An 18,030-nucleotide genomic window follows, 5' to 3' on the forward strand; every position below is an offset into this window, starting at 1 on the left:
ACGGTATTCAGACGATCGTCTGAGCAAGATGAAATGCACGTGAATTATGACACAATGCCAGTGGTTTATGACACAACTCCCCAAGAATGTTGCAAAGTGTCGCATGGTTCGGCAAAAGGGTAGTTTTGTCATTTTGTCATGTGTCATAACTGAGTAGTAGATAGGGAAAAAATATTTTTGAATCAGAACTGTCATGGAACTCCATAAGGTCCCTTCCAGGTAAAAGTTGGTAACATGGGACTGTTTAATAAATGAAAAATTAATGAGGATAAGATGGCGAGTATTACAACGGATAGAGAAGGTAGAAGAAGAATTCAGTTCTTCACAGGAGATGGGACCCGAAAGACGATCTACCTGGGCAAGGTAACCATCAAAGATGCTCAGGGCATTCAAAGGCACGTCGAAGAGATTCTTTCTTCAGGTGCCAGTGGACAGCCGATGGCAATGGATACCGCCAACTGGTTAGCCAGGATCGACCAGAAATGGCATGCCAAGCTGGCTGGAGTGGGCTTGGTAGAACCAAAGAAGTTCGAACGATGCAATTGGGAGATTTCCTAAAAGAATTCATCCTATCGCGACCTGATGTAAAACCAGCAACCTTGGAGGTATGGCAACAACCTTGCAGGAACTTGATTGAGTACTTTGGTGCAGATAAACAGTTGCGCAAGGTGACTGTAGGGCAATGTGACCAGTTCAAAGCATGGCTGAATACCCAGGGACTTGCCGCAGCCACCCTTGCAAAACGGCTAGCGTTCGCCAGGACGTTCTTTCACACTGCCCGGAAGCATAAGTTCATCGATGAGAACCCGTTCGCAGAGATCAAGATCCCCCACGCCAATGTGAGTGCGAGGCAGCGGTTTATTGATCGAGAAACCACTCAAAAGCTGTTGGACCATGCAAATCCTACCTGGAGAACAATTATTGCCCTGTGTCGATTTGGTGGCCTTAGGTGCCCCTCGGAAGTGCTATCGCTGGAATGGAGACACATCGATTGGGAGGCAAAAAGGATCACGGTTATCTCACCCAAAACGGAACGCTACGATGGTAAAGGAAGTAGGGTGATCCCGATGTATCCTGAATTACACCATTATTTGCAAGAGGCCCATGAATTAGCAGAACCAGGCCAGACCCATGTAGTGGGGGCTGGGTATCTCAATAGTGCCCAGGGACCGAATGGCTGGAGGAGTTGTAACCTTCGAACTAGTTTTGGCAAACTGATTAAACGAGCAGGGCTGGAACCATGGCCCAGAATGTTTCATAACTTGCGTTCCAGTAGAGAAACTGAACTACTAGATAAATATCCACTACATGTTGTATCTGAATGGATGGGCCATGATGCCAAAGTAGCCTTAAAGCATTATGCCCAAATAACCAATGATCATCTGGAGTCAGCTACCCAGAGTAGTACCGATACAAGAGAACACTATGCGCAAAAAACGACGCAGCAGGATACAGAAGAGTATGGTGAGGTAAGGAGAGAAAATTCTGAAATGCCTATAAAAATAGAGGTTTGCGAAACATCGCTAGAAGAAACTGAACCTTGCATTATGATTTTACGGAGAGGGAGGGATTCGAACCCTCGGTACGGTTTCCCGCACACAGCATTTCCAGTGCTGCACAATCGACCGCTCTGCCACCTCTCCAGAATAATTCGTTCTACTTTTTTTTTAAGGATAGTCAACTCCCGGAACAGGTTCGTTTTTACCCATAAAAACTGGTGGGAAAAACTCTAACACAACCAACCGTTTGGAAATTGAAGCTAAAACTGGGGATTGTCGATTGAAGAGATTACAAAAATGAAAATTCCTAATAAATGCGTACAAGTCTATGATTGATATGGGTTAGCGCTGATCAGTGGCATCGGGCTGCGACGCACATCACCGTGCAGGTTCGCCTGGTAGATGATCTGGGTAGTCAGATCGGCACAGGTCAGCCATTGCCCACCATAACAGAAAGTGTCGATGCACAATAAGTAGCCCACGTTCAGGACAAGGCCAGATTTCTGTGCGGTATGCCCACAAACGATGGTTTTACCAGAAAAATGTGGTTTGCAGCCCAGTGGACCGTAAAGTTTTTCCCACCGCAGCGTGTAAGTGGATTGTTCTGCCATCGGTATGGTAGGCACCACGTTGGCGTGCACAAATATGTGGCTGTTTGTTTCGAAATAATTGTGGCAGGTTGCCTGAAAAAACTGGCGGTGCTTCTTTGACAATTTCCGGCCATCATCGTGGGCTTCCAGATACAGCTCGTCGTGGTTCCCCATTAGTGAAATCACACGATTTTCCCGATGCAGATCAATAAGCAAATCCAGCACACCCGGTGTATCCGGCCCACGGTGCACATAATCGCCTAATGTAACGAGTTGATCTTCCGTCGTCAGTTTTACTGCTGCTAACAGCTTTTTGAGGGCAGGCAAACAACCATGAATATCTCCTATTGCCAGCAACCGAGCCATCGACACTCCATCCATACTGTTCCTTGCATCTTAGCAAAGAAAACCACTTAGCGAAGTAGCCGATCTGCAAGTTCTTTTTCCTTAATGGGGAAATCGGCCAGAATCAGGTTTTCCTTTTTTTGAAATCGTTCAAATGCATTTGCAACTGAAGTAAGTGATTGTTTCGCTGGATCACGATGGATAGTCAGCTTGCCAAATTTCCCAGCAAGAATCATGCCCGATACATCCCCATACTTCACTGCCCCCGGCAGCATCGCTGGGTGGGTAAAATCATTAATTTTTGCGAAGTGAAAATCGCTCAGATCGACAATCGTTTCTGAAATCAAATCTGGTGCCAGCGCTCGGGCTCCCAACGCCCACAATCCTGCTTCTCCGAACCCCACCAGGGTAATCTCTTTCGCTTTCAGGATGTCCCGCGAAAATACCAGCATGTTCAACACATCCTGAACCCGCTGTGCAAGTAAAGGCTGGTTGTAGCCATAGGTGTAACCGGCAAATTGTTTGTTGATTGGGAACGGCTTTGAAGAAACTAATTCCCCAGTCTGAATTACATCAGGAGACAATACGGCATAACCTGCCGCAACCATTTTTTGATATATCGGTTGGAGTTTGTCTTCATCAAAAAGAGCCTTTTTGCCGTCTGGGTGCAGAATAATACAAACTTTCTCGCCACGAAACGCTTTGGAAAACACACCCGCAGACAACGTGAGCTCATTGCTGCCCTTGCGACCCAGGCCGGCCACATGCATCATTGTCTCATCAGCTAAATTCACCGATTTGGGTGGGATTTTGATATCCAGCGTACCACTAGGTGGTAATTCTCCACCTAGTAACACTTTCCAGCCATTTTGTAACACATGTTGATAACTTTCAAATTTCTTGCTTTCTTCCAATGGGATCGTTCCCACCACCTGATCATTCCAGGCTGTAAGTACTTTCCGCACACCAGTGGCATCCACTTCTGTCTTTGGTCGGGGTGTTTTCGCAGTAAAAACTTGTAGTTCTGCCGGAGATACTGGCACAAATGGCTGCTCTTTAACCAAGTGATCTTTTTTTAACAGGTGCTTGTTGAACCAGGAATACATGCTTTCGCGGGCATGCTGGTTATAGTTATGCCCAAACTGCAGCCACGCCTGCAACTGAACATGCTCTTTTTTGCCATACATTTCATAAAGTTGCTGTAACTCTGGAAAACCTTTCGTTTCCATTTCTTTGGTCCAATCATTGGCAGCAGACATGGCCAGTGGTTTCGGTGCGAACATCGCGGCCATCTCGACATTACTGGTCCCAATTCGCAGATACGAGGCATTTTCGCAAACACATCCCCCTTGCATGCCTGTGGAAACCATCACTGCCGGAAATGCCACTGCAGGGCGGTCGTCCAGTGCACAGAGAATGAATGTTTGCGTACCACCACCGGAAGCACCGGTCACTCCGATGCGTTGAGGATCAACATCGGCTAAGCCAGTGAGAAAATCAAGTGCCCGGATGCTGTTCCAGGTTTGCAAACCCATAAAATTCTGCAGTCGCAATTCCGCATCCACATCCGTAAAGCTGGTGCGGTGCTTAATTGCCTGGCTGTCGGCATAACCCACCATATCGTAGTGGAAAACGACAAATCCCATCATTGCCAGATTGGCACAGCGGGCCTGCAATGGATATTGTGCCCCGTCCAGTCGGTCTTCCGCTTTGATTTTCAGTTCCTGTTCTGCTTTTTCCTTGCTGATCTGCTGCAATCTTCCCCCACCTGGGCCTTCAGGCGACCAGTGGCCATGGGGTGATAGAATTGCAGGATACTTCCCTTTCATTTCACCTGTGGGGCGATAAAGATTGCCGGTGACGAAATGGCCTGGCAAACTTTCAAAATGAACATGTTCAATGGTATAACCACGACGTTCGATTTTGCCGCGGATCACCAGATTCAGAGAGGTTTTGGCAGGCATCGGCCACAAGCCAAGGGCCACCTGCATTTGCAACTTCAAATCAGCTTTTCTTTTTTCCCATGCGTCCAGATTTTTCGGCACGCGAAACGGGAAGTAACCGTTGTAATCGATCGGTTTTCCCAAGCGTGGGTCTTTCAGTTGTGTGGGATCCGAAATTAATTTGGTAGGGTGATCTGCCGACCAGACAATGTTACCAAAGAAACAAATAATAAAACCGATACGCCACATGGTGTTCTCCAAAACAATCATCCAAGGATAATCGATTGGTACACAAGTTGCAATGTTGGTAACAAAATTCGCTGAAGAAACAGAGTTTGAATGGAACCGATATAGGAATGTTTATGCGATGATGGCTTTCACTACTTCACCGTGAACATCAGTCAGTCGGAAATCACGGCCGCTATATCGGTAGGTTAATTTCGTGTGGTCCAGGCCCATCAAGTGCAGAATGGTGGCATGCAGATCGTGCACGTGAACCTTGTTTTCCACAGCGGCAAAGCCAAATTCGTCGGTGGCACCGTAAGCCATGCCACCTCGCACGCCACCGCCAGCCAGCCAAACAGAAAATCCGTGGTTATTGTGGTCGCGGCCATCTTTCCCTTCTGTGGTGGGTGTTCTGCCGAATTCCCCGCCCCACAAGATTAATGTGTCTTCCAGCATTCCTTTCCGTTTCAGGTCACGAATCAGACCCGCGATGGCCATGTCGGATTGTGATGCCAGATTTCGGTGGCTCTTTTCCAGATCACCGTGGGAATCCCATGGTTGTCCGCCACCGTGGTAGATCTGCACCATTCGCACACCACGCTCTACAAGGCGGGAAGCCACCATGCAGGCATCAGCAAACTGACCTTTGCCATAAAGATCACGCACGTTTGCTGGTTCCTTATTGATGTCAAACGCCTCCACAGCTGATGTCTGCATTCGAAAAGCGATTTCCAAAGATTGAATACGTGCTTCCAGTTTCGGGTCTCGATCGTTTGATTCCAGGTGCATCTGATTGAGTTGCTGCAAAAGATCCAACTGATCCCGTTGCGTCTGCTCTCCTAACTGGCCGTTCTGGATATGGCGGATAATGTTCTTCGGATCCAGTCGGCTGTTGTTGATATGGCAGCCCTGGTAAATCCCAGGTAAAAAGCGATTGCCCCACAGTGCGGGACCAACGACAGGACTTCCCGGGCATAGCACTACAAAACCGGGCAGATTCTGGTTTTCGCTTCCCAAGCCGTAGAGCAGCCACGATCCCATGCTGGGGCGCAGGGGTTGTGTATTGCCGGAAGTCATCATTAGCAGCGATGGTTCGTGGTTGGGCACATCGGTGTGCATCGAGCGAATGACGCACAGATCGTCTGCACAGTATTTCGCCAGATTCGGATAGATATCGCTGATTGGGAGGCCGGATTTCCCAGACTTTTTGAACTGGTAGGGAGACTTCATTAGCCCACCGGTACGGCGCTCTGTCTTTTTATCCGATGCGGGCGGCTTCTTTCCATGGTATTTTTCCAGTTCCGGCTTGGGATCAAAGGTATCCACCTGCGACGGGCCACCGTTCATAAAAAGGTGGATCACATGCTTGGCACGTGCGGGGAAATGTGTTCTTTTTTCTGCCAGCGGATTCGTTCCTGCCTGGGCTTCGTCTGCCAGCACGGAAGCAAGACCCAGCATGCCCAAACCGGTGCCCGTTTTGGCTAACATTTCTCTTCGAGAAAAGATATTCATAGATCAAGCCTTTATATGCCAAATATTCACATGAACTTTAATTATCAATCAACTAATTACACATCGCCTAATTAACATACATCAGTTCGTTGGTTGCCAGTAACATCTGGGCTACCTGTTCCCAACGATTTAAGCGATCAGAAGCGGAACTGGGTTGTGCTACGAACGCGGCGATTAATTCCAATTCTTTTAATTTGGGCTGCCGACCATAAGCCAGATGGTAGGCATTTCGAATCGTATCTTCATCAGTTTTCATTCCCACCTGGAAGCGGGCTGCAAATGCTTTTGCCTGTTCCAGGAAAAACGGGCTGTTCAGCACAAATAACTGCTGTTGTGGGATGGTCGTTTCTGGGCGAACTGCACTGGTGATGTTGGGATCGGGATAATCAAACAGATTCAGTGTGGGGTCGAGCCGGTGGCGGCTGACTTTTGCGTAAATCGTTCGGCGGTAATTACCTGCGTTGGAAACATCATGCGAAGGGCCACCTACCGTGCGATCTAGTTTGCCTGAAATGGCCAATACAGTATCCCGCCAGGCTTCAATATCGAGGCGGCGACGATTCATTCGCCAAAGGTATTTATTGTCGGCATCTCGCTGGTTGTTCCCCACGTGGGTGGTTGTGGCACGCTGATATGTTGCCGACTGCATTATCGTGCGGTGCAACCATTTGATTGACCAGCCATTTTTCATGAAGTTGACAGCCAGCCAATCCAGCAGTTCCGGGTGCGTGGGTCGATCGCCCAACTTCCCAAAGTTTGAAGGTGTTGCCACGATGCCGGTGCCAAAGTGGTACTGCCACACGCGATTGACGATTACCCGTGCAGTTAATGGATTCTTGGGGTTGGCAATTGCTTCGGCCAGTTCCTTACGCCCAAACTGTTCCCCTGGTGGGGCAGATTCGGGAAGGATCTGCAACATGCGTTTCGGTGCCAGTGCGCCCTGATTGGCAGGATTACCACGGACATACACTTTCATGGTTTTGCCGCTACCAGTAACCGCATGAACTTCTGGCGGCTTGGGTGGGATACCATTCTTCTTTGCTTCCAATTCATCCCGCAGTTTCTGCAGGTGTTTCTGCTCTTCAGCCGAAAGGAGTTTTTTCTCCTGGTCTTTATTCAGTGATTTCTCTTTGTATTTTTTGGCAGTTTCTTTCAACCAGTCATTCAACATCTTCTCGTGATCTTTGAAAGTTTTTTGAGCTTCTGCATATGCTTTTGCCAACTGAGCTGGTGCTACCGAAACTGGCTGTAAATTGGTACCGTTGTAGATGCCCGCAAGAGAATAATAATCCACCGTGGGGATCGGGTCAAACTTGTGATCATGGCAACGAGCACAGGAAACGGTCAAACCCAGAAATCCACGAGTTAACGTATCAATTCGGTCATCCAACTCATCCGCAGCCGCCTGAGCGGCAGCACTGTTTTTGTAATAAAGATGCCCCAGACCAAGATAGCCCAGGCCAGCAAACTGCTTTAATGGCTGGTCTTTGTATTCGGAATACAGATCTCCAGCGATCTGCAATTTAGCAAATTCATCGTAAGGCATGTCTTCATTAAAAGCCTGCACCACCCAATCGCGGTAGCGATACGCTTCCGTAAAAGGCTTGACACCAAAGGTATGGGCCTGGTCTTCCGCAAAACGCGCCACATCCAGCCAGTATCTAGCCCACCGTTCGCCATAGTGGGGGGAGTTCAGCAGTTGTTCCACCACTTTCTGAAAAGCATCTGGTGAAGAATCTTTTTCAAATTGCTCCACCAGGTGCTGGTCTGGAGGCAATCCGGTCAGGTCGAAACTGGCCCGGCGCAAAAGGTCATACTTGGTGGCTTTTTCAACGGGGGTCAATTGTTGCTTCAACAACTGAGCGTTAATGAACTGATCGACTTCATTATAGCTGGGAAAGTTCGATTCGTTATCAGGCACTTGAGCTGCTACCGGTGGCTGAAACGCCCAGAACTTGCGGGCGACATCCCACTGAATCGTTTCAGTGGTAATGTTGGCACCTTCACGTGGATCTGGGGCATTCATTTTGATCCACTGCTCAAAATTTTTGATTACTGGATCGGGCAATTTTCCTGAAGGAGGCATTTCCATGTCGTTCTCAAACCGCATCGCCTGCAGTAAAAGACTTTTTTCAGGTTTACCAGGAACAATTGCAGGCCCACTATCACCCCCACGGAGCAACCCTGCTTTGGAATCAAGCAACAGTCCACCCTTCAATTTGTTCTTTGCTTTTGCCTCTTCAGAATGACAGCGATAGCACTGCTCAATCAGAACTGGCCGGATGGATTTTTCGAAGAAAGCGATGCCAGCATCTTCCCCACGGATGGTGGAAAGGTTACCGATGAACAAAGCGATCAGGAATATCCGTACGTATATCATGTAGTTACCGGTCATTAAATTGCGTGGTTAGGAGGGTAAATACAGTATAAATCTGTGCAAATTACCTGTCAACCAGGAAACGCACCATTTCCAGCAAAAAAGCCACATAATGTGTGGGCTGCAAGTCCGCCTGACAGAATTGGGCAATTTTGATAGACTCCTCATTAATGCTACACGGAAAGTACGCAATAAATTAGGAAGTTTTCATGGGCGAATTGTTTCAACAGATCAAACTGGTTTTCCTGAACCTCTTTAACACACCCGAATTAATGAAGGTGTTGGCAAACAAAGAGATTACCACGGCTGCCTTTATTGCACTTGCCTTGATTATCTTCACAGAAACCGGTTTACTGGTGGGCTTTTTTCTCCCAGGTGACTCCTTGCTGGTTACTGTGGGCATTGTTGCCTACGGTGCGGGCTGGTCGATGCCCTGGCTGATTATCATTCTCAGTCTGGCAGCGATCGTAGGCGACACCGTGGGATACTGGATTGGTGCGAAATCAGGCCCCAAAATTTTCCGCAAAGAAAAATCGTTTTTCTTCCGTCCCAGCCATTTGCAGGCCGCTCAGGACTTTTATCAGAAGCACGGTGGCAAAACAATTATCCTGGCTCGGTTCATGCCATTCATCCGCACCTTTGCCCCGGTGGTAGCTGGTGTGGGGAAAATGGACTACCGCCGTTTCCTGATGTTCAATATCATCGGTGGTATTGGCTGGGTTGCCAGCATGCTCCTTCTGGGTTACGCACTGCCCGCCTTTCTGGATGTGCAGTTCAAAAAGATCTTCGGACCAGAGTTTCAAATCCAGAAACATATTGAAAAAGTAATTATCCTGGTGGTGCTGCTTTCCATTTCCCCAGGGTTGTATGTTGGCTGCAAAGAATTTTACAAAAGATACATTCGAAAAACAAAACCAGCAACACCGCCTGTAACCACTTCAACGCCCGTTGATCCCAGCACCACATTGCCTTCGTAGCTATTTGAGGACCTTGGTAAGATACTCCAGCAAATCCGCCATCTGATCTTTAGGAATTGCTTTATCAAAATCTTCAGGCATCAACGATTTCTTCGAAGGCTGCATCGCTTGAATGTGGGCACGCAGAATCGTGTCCTCTGCTTTTTCGCCACGACGAATGGTGATGCTGGTAGCACTTTCAACAGCAAGCACACCTGAGAGATTTTTACCATCTGTCGTTTCGACCAGATAATTCAGAAAACGAGAATCGATTTCTCTGCTGGGATCAAGGATATCGATCAGCAGGGCCGATTTTTGTTTGGTTTTCAAAGCAGCATTTAAATCAGCCCCCACTTCATATCCCACATTCTCCAGGCGGTGGCACGTGGCACAGTTCTTGCGGAATACTGCACGACCGTTATCCATGTTGCCCGCCTGATTCAATACTGGCAGATACTGCTTGATGACTTCCTCGCGATTTGATACCACGCTGTTCTTGAATACTCGCTGGGCCTGCAGTCGAATAGCAGCATTTCCATGCTGCAATAATTGTTCCTTGCGTGCCGCCTCCAGATGTGTGGGAGAAATCGCTCCTTTTTCCATCGCCAGCAGCAATTCTCTTACCATTGCCTGATTCGAAAACAGCAATTCAACGGCTTCCCGCCTGATCTGTGGTGTCATTAACGGCCACTGTGCCAACAACAGTTGCCCCACTTTGCTGTGGCGAGAACGTGCCATGCTTTGAATGGCAGCCACCTGGATTGCCGGTGCCTCCTGTGGCAGCAGCAATTGTGGCATTGCTTCCAGGAACAACTTGTCATCTGCAAGGTGTAGAACGGCAATGGCACCTGTCCGTTGTTGCTCGGTCAACTTCTGATCCAAGGCTGTCTTCATTGAAGAAGATAATACTTCTGCAATCAGTTGTTTCACGTTTCCCCAGGCGGGTTCATTCTGGCTTAACTTTGCCTGCAACGAATAGTTACTGATGGATAATCCCTGCACCACCGCACCCAGGAATAGTTGCTGTTGTGCCGGGTTGACATTCGACAGGCATTGTTGAAGGTAACTCAACAATAATTTTTCGTTTTTGCTAAGCCCAACCATTCTGCCAAGGTCAACAATCATTGCTGTGGGCACTTGCTTTGCGCTAAGCAATCGCGTGGTGATCTCTGGAAAACAGTTGGCAACACTGCTGAAAGCAGCCGCACGCAACCATTGATCTGGTTCCTGGAGCAGCAAATCCCCAAGCACTTCTGCAGCATCGACACTGGGCATTTCACCTACAGAAAAAGCCAGTTGTAGTTTTACCATGCCATCCGAATCGTTGGTCATTTTTTTCGCAGCCTGCACAAGTTCTTGAGAGCCTTGATAGATTGGCTCGGCCAGCCGCAATGCCACCTGACGCAACAGTGGGTTTGATGATTGCATTGCCAGCAACAATTGCATGGAGGAAAGTTGCTTGCGATTTGCAAGACTGTGCAGAATGTGAATTTGTCCAAGATCACTGGCGGTAGTCATGCTGTCCAATAAGGCTTTTGTGGTTGCCTCATCGGTATGATCATCAACCCATTGTTGTGCCATCGTTCTCACCGCGATGTTCGGATGACTGAACCAGGAAACAACCTGTTGCGGTGTGGTTTTTGCAAAGTTCAAGATGGCATCGGGTGGGACATCTTTGTGCGACACTTTCCAGATTCGTCCGCGGTTGCGACTTTCCAGTTGTAATTTCTTTTTCATATCCTCGGGCAGAGACAACGGGGTTTCAATCACCTCGCGGTAGAAATCGAGAATGTAGAAGCAGCCATCAGGCCCCAGGGTAAGATGCACTGGGCGAAACCAGTTGTCTGTGGACGCAATAAATTCCTTCGATTCATTCCCACGGTGGGAACGATAAATGGATTGATTTGCTTCCAGACGATCAAACGAAACCACGTTATTTGCAGGATCACAGAAAAAGATGTTGCGTTGAAATTGTTCCGGGAACTGTTTCGCCTGGTAAAAGACTGGTGAACAGGCAGACGTGGTGTAGCCACCCGGGACCAGTTCTGTCTTAGGAAAGCGTTTACTGTCTGGCCCTTCCTTTCTGCGTGTGGTGCGTTCGACACGCCAGGCTTCAAACTCGCTGATTCGAAATACCTTTGCAGTCGCACCATGTACAGGAATGTCAGTAGTGACAGCAGTAACGGTACTCATTGGATTACGTTTCAAATAATGATCTGGCAGGACAATCTGACGCAGGTGCTGGCTATTGGTATTAGTGAACCAGTGTCCCACTTCATCACTAGTCAGGCCATATTGTCCCCCACTGGATGTGGGTTCGATCACTCCTGGCTGATCTGGTTTGAACCGAAATGCTCTTCCACGCAACACGAAAGGTGGCATCTTCGGCATGTTGGGACAGGTGATTGTACCACCGTTGTTGCCAGACATGACATATACCCAGCCATCTAGACCATAACGTGGGGTATTGATTAACTGCTGGATATTCTGCAGTGCAAAGCCGGTATACAGCACCTTGCGAATATCAGCTTTGCCATCACCATTCGTATCTTCCAGATACAGCAAATCGGGGGCATTGCAAACGATGAAGCCTTTCTTCCATGGAAGAATACCCGTGGGGAAGCGTAGTCCTTCTACAAAGATATCCACTTTCTCATACCGCCCATCCTGATCTGCGTCGGTGAGAATCTTGATGCGACCACGACTTTCCATGCCAGTGCCCACGCCACCGTTGGGATAGCCGATCATCTCGCACACATAGAGGCGACCATCCCAGCCAAAGGTCATGGCGACGGGATCGATAATATCTGGCTCGGAAGCGACCAACGCCACCTGAAAACCGGGCAACGTGGCAAATGTTTTTTGTTCTTCTGCAGGTGTTTTCGGTTCAACGGCAAAGGTGCTATTCACCACAAACTGCAGAAACACACACAACAACAAAGCTTCTCGATAACAAAGCAGCATTATTTCACCTGTTTGCGAATCGTGGAAATGATCTGGTCCTCAATCGTGGGCGACCATTTGGCTGGCATGCCGTAATAAATCTGCGAAGAATCGGCTTCGTAGCCACCTTCTTTCAGAATTCGTTTCGATGGGATGTATGCCATCACATCGTTGCAATATCCCGCAACCCATAGTTGGGAGTGGGCCTTCAGTTCTTTTTTCAACCGTAAATGATAATCCACAACAACTTCTCCACCCAGAAACACCCAGGTTAATTGATTGCCAAATCGCCAGGATTGAATGGGGTAGTAAGGGTATTTCTGCGGGATCCCTTCACCTTCGATCAACTTTAACATTCGTTGGGCACGTTTACTCACTGCCAACGTTTTGCTTGTCGCGTCCTGCTGCCATTGTGCTTTGCCGGGAATCGTGTCAAATGACAATGCGATCTCTTCGTAAGCAGTCTCGCACGCAGCCGTAACAGGTGTGGTGCTCTTGAGTGCGTGGCATACTGCTTCCGACAATTGTTTGCCGTAGTCCACTGCATATTCCAGTTTTCGCCGAGGTAATGGGTTGGCATCTGCCCCACAGCCAATCCAGAAAAGTGCCGTGACACCAGGTAATTTCTTTTCCAGTTCAATCTGGGCAAAGCCGGCATAGTCCCCACACCATTCATTGAACGAAAGCGTGGTATTGTGGCATGCATAACCAAAACATACCGCAATCAATTTCTTTTCCTGATTATAGACTGCAAGAATTGGCACAGAATGTTCCACAGGTCCCTGGGGATTTGCTCCCAGGATAATTTTGTTTTCTTTGTTTTCCCGCCGATTGACTGCAAAACGTGCGACACCAGATGCCTGCTGTATAGAAACCGATTCCAGTGAATCAAATGCCTTGATGACTGTGGCAGCAATTTTTTCCACCAACTGTGTGGAATATTCCAATACATCTGCTAGCTGCTGAGCGTTCATCGGATACATTTCTACCAGGTTATCCCGCACCACTGGTCCACTGTGGGTGTGCGATGCATTCAGCACCAAGTCGCCCGGTTCTAACTTCACTTTTTTCTGAATTGCCTGTAACACTTCCTGGCGAAACGACCGTGGGATGCCGCATAGATCGAGTGTTACCATTACCTGACGATGTCCACGTTCATCTTCCAACGCCAGGCATTTTACCCACAGGTCGTGGTGGGTTTTGGTGCACGGCTCTGTGCGTGAGGCATAGCCTGCCATCCACAATGGCTTGGTGGGTGTAATCGTGGCCTTGGCCACACCAGCGCGGTACTCCGCAGCATTACCTATTGAAAATACCCAGGTAGCAGCGAGCACCAACATCAGGATGCATTTATTTTTCATTGTTGATCCTTTCCAAGAAGTGTTTTGATGGTCTTCAGTAAGATGGTTTCGGTATCAGGGTGCGCCAGTGCTACTGTTGGTTCGTAACCACCTTCCAGAAATGCATTAGCGGTTGGAATGTAACCCATCCCTCCATCGCCGTAAGCGGCAACAAATAAGGGCTCCTTACCTGCCATTTGGTGTGCTTTTAACTGGTATTCGATAAATGCTTCTCCTGGTAGACACAGCACTTTTGTATCCTCATTCACGTGGAGGCAACCTGCCAGAACTGGTCGATCCAGGCGTTTCAACCAGGCGATTTGAAATGCGGCATTCCCACGTCTGGCCGGGGATTGCTTGCGATCCTGCAGCACTGTGCTACTGCTTTCTTCACCAAACTGCACTTCTGTCCGTGGCTTCAACTGCATTTTTTCAACATGCCAATTCAATGACTTTACAGCCATTTTCCTGGAATTATCGAAAGCACTTTTCATGCCTTGAAACATCCTGTCCATCAAGATCGGACGATTGGTGGGTGCACCATCGTTGTACTTACCAGCAGTAATATTTCCCGCACAGCCTGTGAAATAAATCTGCCTGGTTTTGGGATAACGCTGTTGCATTTTCTCGCGAGCCAGACCACAAAAATCGCAACTTACTTGTCCCGCTCCGTAATAACTCATCGGATGAGTGGCATAAAAGTGCAGGCAAGCCAATGGCGTTTCATTGTCCCACAAACTCAACGTGCGCAGGTTGGGATCGATCAAACCTTCCGGATAAGCCCGAACCACTTCATTTTTCGTTGAACTCGTGCGTGAAAAGATTGCCTTGCCATCCTTGACGATACGTCGCGATGATGCCACCTGGTTCACTGTTGCCTGGCCAACCCCCACGTGGGTAAAGGGTACTACCTGCTCCAGCGCTAATTTGGTTGCCTTGGTGAGACGATCCAACACTTGCTCAAAAAATCGCAAGTCGAGGCACGGTCCAGCACCTGCTTTTGCCAGCATCTGCTGTGCTGCCACATCGGCAAATGGTGCATCGTGGGGGTGAACACAATGCACACTCACCTGGTCTGCCGTGGTGCCTGCCCCGGCAGCAATCGCTTCTCGCACGTGCAGGTTGGCATCGTTTCGCAAGCCAACCCAATCAAAAGCACATAGTACAATCGGTTTTTCAGCACCAAATAAAATCACACCTAGTGCCTTCAGGGGATCGACAATCTTGCGTGCGGGCTCAATCCATCCCCCACAGAGCGGGTGACCTAACGGCGGGGAGATATCCACCTCGAATGTCGCCAGTTGAAATTTTGCCATGATACTGCTCTCATTTTGTTACCATGTTGCCAAGAAATGCCCGACAATGCAAGAAATGAATCCTGAAATTGCGACACCCGCTATTCCCTGCGGGCCATTCCCACGAACACACGTCCCTGAGCAATGATTTACCCAGAAATATTTAGCGTGAAATTTAATTCACTTAATATATATAGTCTTTTGCACTGTCAAAAAGTGATTAAAAATCGATGAAAACAGGCAGAATTCGGAAAATTTCTCAAAAAAGTGCCGCTTTTGGGCCTAATTCGCCAGCAGTGGGGCGATTTTTTCTTGCACCACAGCTTCCGAAGTGGGTTCGGGAATCCCATCATACAGTTCCCAAACTTCTTCCAACTCTGCCGATTGTCCTGGAATCAGATCTGTCAGAATGCCCACAGTTTCCATTTCAAGCATGTCTTCGTTGGAAAATGTCTGATAAACGGTGCCCAGATCGGGATAGGTTGCCCACTCGTGGTGGCGGAACTTCTTGACAAACAGCGTGCCTTGGTTCCAGTACGCTACCCATGGTAAACCTGTGGCAAAACCAATTTTGGTTGGTCCCTTTTTAGCATCCTGTTTCAAAAAGATAAAGCGGCTGCCAAAAGTCCAGCGGCTGTCGGTAAAGTCGAAATATGGCCACAGCACCAAAGACTGATTTGGTCCAAAGCAACTTGGATTTTTGGCCTTTAATGGATGTCCCGGGTGGTTTCGCTTTTCTGGCTGAGGCAGGATTTCAATCCCACCTGGAGCCATTACGGTGGGAGCCCATGGTGCCAGTCGAGTTGTTGTCTGGCCGGTGTTGGTCACAATCAACCGGATTTTCACCTGGTTGCCACTTTCTGCCAGCCGAACTTCCATTACTTTCTGCAGGCCGTATTCCACTTCTTCAGGTGGGGTCAGTCGCACACCAAAATCGCCAAGTGGGGTGCACTGCACTGGCCGATTATCTGCAAAGTAGGTGCGGGTTAAATCCTCCGGAGCAATCCAGAACCGCAGGCCACCGCGGATCTGCCATTCCGTTTCACCCGTTCCACCCATCATTTCATCGTAATTTTTCATTACGTTAAATGGATTGGTGGCTTTGCGAAACGAAATCACCCGCGGACCGACATCCAGCGTACAGATCAACTCCAGCTGATCGTTTGACAGTAGAATGTTGTTTTTCCAGCCACGGTACTCGACAGTTTTCAGCATAAATGAGGTCCTGATAACAGTTTGGGAGAAACAGAGAGAGAATTATCTTCGAATTAAGAATCTTTGTGCGAAGTATCTTACCAGAAAAATACTTGTTCACTAGTCGCGGACACGTTTGAAGCGAATCAGGCACCCTTTGGCTAATGTTTCTTTCTGTGGGGGTGCTTTGCCGGCTTGCAGCGCCAGCAACGCATCTTCGAGGTATTTCACTTTTACATCGCTGGGATTAATTTTGTCGTCAAAAGACCCCATGTAAGCGATTTTGCGTTCGGCATTCAGCAGAAAAAATTCGGGCGTGTAGACGGCACCATAATCGCGGGCGATCTGTTGAGATTCATCATAAAGATAAGGGAAAGGGAATTTTTTGGCTTTGGCCCGCTCTTTCATTTTGTTCAAGCGATCGTCCGGAATGGTATTCACGTTAATTGCCACCAACGCCACATCAGTTTTGGGGGCAGCGTATTTGTTGGCAAAGGCAATAATGCGGTCTTCATAATCCACGGAACAGGCACAGCTATTGCAAGTAAATACAACGATCAGGTACTTTTTAGCCTTCCACTCATCAAAAGAATGATCCTTACCATCGACGCCAGGCAAATCTTTCCACTGCGGTGCGGCATCGCCAACCGACAGCTTTTTGTTGAATTCACCCGCCTGCAAGTCAATCACCAACAGTGTGAACGACAGAATAATGAGAGGTATTTTCATTTTTAGCATGCCCCACGGAATCATTTTCAATCATTTTATTACAGATTGTGGTAATTTGAATTGCAAGCGCCTGAACGATTTTTTCATAAAACAGCCCACAATAAATCAGTTTTGAAGGAGTTTCGCCGATGAATGAAACAAGCGTAATTGCCACCTGGCCATTTGGAAAACTCGCTGCGGAAGTGGCTTCCCGCCAACTGGTCCGTGGTATTGCTGCCCTGGATGCTGCCATTGCTGGTGCTCAGGCGGTGGAAGACGATCCTTCCGTCCGCTCCGTAGGCTTCGCCGGCATTGGCAATCAACTGGGTGTGGTTTCGCTGGATTCATGTGTAATGGATGGCAAAACCCTCGACTGCGGTGCCGTTGCAGGTATCGAAAATATTCGCCACGCTGCTGCACTAGCCAAGCTGGTTTATGAAAAAACACCGCACATTCTGCTGGTGGGAAAGGGAGCAGAATGGTTTGCACTGCAGCATGGTATGAAACTAGAAACGATGCTGACACCGGAAAGTGTGGCGGAATGGTACAAGAATAACCCCAACAAGAAAGCGGAGCCACAGGGGCACGATACAGTAACGGTGCTGGCACGCGATGCAAAAGGCAATCTGGGTGGTGTTTGTACCACATCCGGCTTGTCGTATAAGCTACCCGGCCGCGTAGGCGATTCCCCTATTATTGGTGCGGGCCTGTATGTGGATAACGAAGCGGGTGCCGCAGGTGCCACTGGTGTTGGGGAAGAAATTATCCGAATTGGTGGCAGCCACTTTATTGTGGAACAGATGCGGGCTGGCAAGTCACCCCAGGAAGCAGCCGAATTGGCCGTCAAGCGGATTATCAGCACAGCAGCCCGACGTGGGCAACATGCCAAAAGCGTGGCATTTATCGCGATGGATCCCAAAGGGAATACCGGTGCGGCCTGCACCAAGGGCACAGACTTCAAATATGCCGATGCTCGTGGCGCCAATGTGCAGATGAAGCAAGCAGTAGAGCTAGAATAGGACTAGCTACGGGAGGCTGATTCGCAAGAATGAGAAATTCTAACGTATTCCATTTTGCACTGTCAGAGTTGTCTTAACATGCGG

Annotated in this window: 12 protein-coding genes and 1 tRNA gene; 3 read left to right on the forward strand and 10 right to left on the reverse strand. The window is 48.5% G+C overall.

The features are described 5' to 3' along the window. The first annotated feature begins 273 nt into the window (after nucleotides 1-273). Nucleotides 274-558 carry a hypothetical protein gene (locus R3B84_14165; GenBank protein ID MEZ6141713.1) on the forward strand — a complete coding sequence of 95 codons (285 nt, stop codon included), beginning with the start codon at nucleotides 274-276 and terminating at the stop codon, nucleotides 556-558. Nucleotides 559-1,556: 998 nt separating this feature from the next. Here R3B84_14165 and R3B84_14170 read toward each other — a convergent pair. The 5 genes from R3B84_14170 to R3B84_14190 form a co-directional block, all read right to left on the reverse strand. Beyond that, nucleotides 1,557-1,643, reverse strand: a tRNA-Ser gene (locus tag R3B84_14170). Nucleotides 1,644-1,825: 182 nt separating this feature from the next. After that, a complete protein-coding gene (locus tag R3B84_14175) occupies nucleotides 1,826-2,455 on the reverse strand; it encodes a metallophosphoesterase family protein (protein ID MEZ6141714.1) in 630 nt (209 codons plus the stop codon). Between the two features lie 47 nt (nucleotides 2,456-2,502). Further along, nucleotides 2,503-4,626 (reverse strand): hypothetical protein, encoded by a 2,124-nt coding sequence (locus R3B84_14180; GenBank protein MEZ6141715.1) that lies wholly within the window; start codon nucleotides 4,624-4,626, stop codon nucleotides 2,503-2,505. A gap of 111 nt (nucleotides 4,627-4,737) precedes the next feature. Beyond that, a complete protein-coding gene (locus R3B84_14185; protein MEZ6141716.1) occupies nucleotides 4,738-6,090 on the reverse strand; it encodes a DUF1501 domain-containing protein in 1,353 nt (450 codons plus the stop codon). A 91-nt stretch (nucleotides 6,091-6,181) separates the two neighbouring features. Then, the gene (locus tag R3B84_14190; protein MEZ6141717.1) at nucleotides 6,182-8,494 is read right to left on the reverse strand and encodes a PSD1 and planctomycete cytochrome C domain-containing protein; all 2,313 of its coding nucleotides are present in this window, start codon (nucleotides 8,492-8,494) and stop codon (nucleotides 6,182-6,184) included. A gap of 206 nt (nucleotides 8,495-8,700) precedes the next feature. Here R3B84_14190 and R3B84_14195 point away from each other — a divergent pair, with 206 nt between their 5' ends. Then, nucleotides 8,701-9,468: a VTT domain-containing protein gene (locus R3B84_14195; GenBank protein ID MEZ6141718.1), complete on the forward strand. Its 768-nt coding sequence runs from the start codon at nucleotides 8,701-8,703 to the stop codon at nucleotides 9,466-9,468. Here the strand turns inward: R3B84_14195 and R3B84_14200 are convergent, their stop codons facing one another. The 5 genes from R3B84_14200 to R3B84_14220 form a co-directional block, all read right to left on the reverse strand. After that, nucleotides 9,469-12,411: a c-type cytochrome gene (locus tag R3B84_14200; protein ID MEZ6141719.1), complete on the reverse strand. Its 2,943-nt coding sequence runs from the start codon at nucleotides 12,409-12,411 to the stop codon at nucleotides 9,469-9,471. After that, nucleotides 12,411-13,751, reverse strand: a complete 1,341-nt coding sequence (locus R3B84_14205; protein ID MEZ6141720.1) for a neutral/alkaline non-lysosomal ceramidase N-terminal domain-containing protein — start codon at nucleotides 13,749-13,751, stop codon at nucleotides 12,411-12,413. Before R3B84_14205 ends, R3B84_14200 begins: the two co-directional genes overlap by 1 nt. Continuing rightward, a complete protein-coding gene (locus R3B84_14210) occupies nucleotides 13,748-15,046 on the reverse strand; it encodes a hypothetical protein (protein MEZ6141721.1) in 1,299 nt (432 codons plus the stop codon). Before R3B84_14210 ends, R3B84_14205 begins: the two co-directional genes overlap by 4 nt. A gap of 261 nt (nucleotides 15,047-15,307) precedes the next feature. Beyond that, nucleotides 15,308-16,240, reverse strand: coding sequence for a hypothetical protein (locus R3B84_14215; protein MEZ6141722.1), 933 nt, complete (start codon nucleotides 16,238-16,240; stop codon nucleotides 15,308-15,310). Nucleotides 16,241-16,339: 99 nt separating this feature from the next. Further along, nucleotides 16,340-16,948, reverse strand: coding sequence for a thioredoxin family protein (locus tag R3B84_14220; protein MEZ6141723.1), 609 nt, complete (start codon nucleotides 16,946-16,948; stop codon nucleotides 16,340-16,342). 128 nt (nucleotides 16,949-17,076) lie between these two features. Here R3B84_14220 and R3B84_14225 point away from each other — a divergent pair, with 128 nt between their 5' ends. Then, nucleotides 17,077-17,946: an isoaspartyl peptidase/L-asparaginase gene (locus R3B84_14225; protein MEZ6141724.1), complete on the forward strand. Its 870-nt coding sequence runs from the start codon at nucleotides 17,077-17,079 to the stop codon at nucleotides 17,944-17,946. Nucleotides 17,947-18,030 lie beyond the last annotated feature (84 nt).

It is taken from the genome of Zavarzinella sp. (genome assembly GCA_041399155.1).
Classification (GTDB): Bacteria; Planctomycetota; Planctomycetia; order Gemmatales; family Gemmataceae; genus JAWKTI01.

Excerpts from the sequence above, each read along its gene's own strand:
- R3B84_14165 (MEZ6141713.1), top strand. The coding sequence starts at position 274 with ATGGCGAGTATTACAACGGATAGAGAAGGTAGAAGAAGAATTCAGTTC.
- R3B84_14210 (MEZ6141721.1), bottom strand. The coding sequence starts at position 15,046 with ATGGCAAAATTTCAACTGGCGACATTCGAGGTGGATATCTCCCCGCCG.
- R3B84_14195 (MEZ6141718.1), top strand. The coding sequence starts at position 8,701 with ATGGGCGAATTGTTTCAACAGATCAAACTGGTTTTCCTGAACCTCTTT.
- R3B84_14220 (MEZ6141723.1), bottom strand. The coding sequence starts at position 16,948 with ATGAAAATACCTCTCATTATTCTGTCGTTCACACTGTTGGTGATTGAC.
- R3B84_14175 (MEZ6141714.1), bottom strand. The coding sequence starts at position 2,455 with ATGGCTCGGTTGCTGGCAATAGGAGATATTCATGGTTGTTTGCCTGCC.
- R3B84_14180 (MEZ6141715.1), bottom strand. The coding sequence starts at position 4,626 with ATGTGGCGTATCGGTTTTATTATTTGTTTCTTTGGTAACATTGTCTGG.
- R3B84_14225 (MEZ6141724.1), top strand. The coding sequence starts at position 17,077 with ATGAATGAAACAAGCGTAATTGCCACCTGGCCATTTGGAAAACTCGCT.
- R3B84_14200 (MEZ6141719.1), bottom strand. The coding sequence starts at position 12,411 with ATGCTGCTTTGTTATCGAGAAGCTTTGTTGTTGTGTGTGTTTCTGCAG.
- R3B84_14190 (MEZ6141717.1), bottom strand. The coding sequence starts at position 8,494 with ATGATATACGTACGGATATTCCTGATCGCTTTGTTCATCGGTAACCTT.
- R3B84_14185 (MEZ6141716.1), bottom strand. The coding sequence starts at position 6,090 with ATGTTAGCCAAAACGGGCACCGGTTTGGGCATGCTGGGTCTTGCTTCC.
- R3B84_14215 (MEZ6141722.1), bottom strand. The coding sequence starts at position 16,240 with ATGCTGAAAACTGTCGAGTACCGTGGCTGGAAAAACAACATTCTACTG.
- R3B84_14205 (MEZ6141720.1), bottom strand. The coding sequence starts at position 13,751 with ATGAAAAATAAATGCATCCTGATGTTGGTGCTCGCTGCTACCTGGGTA.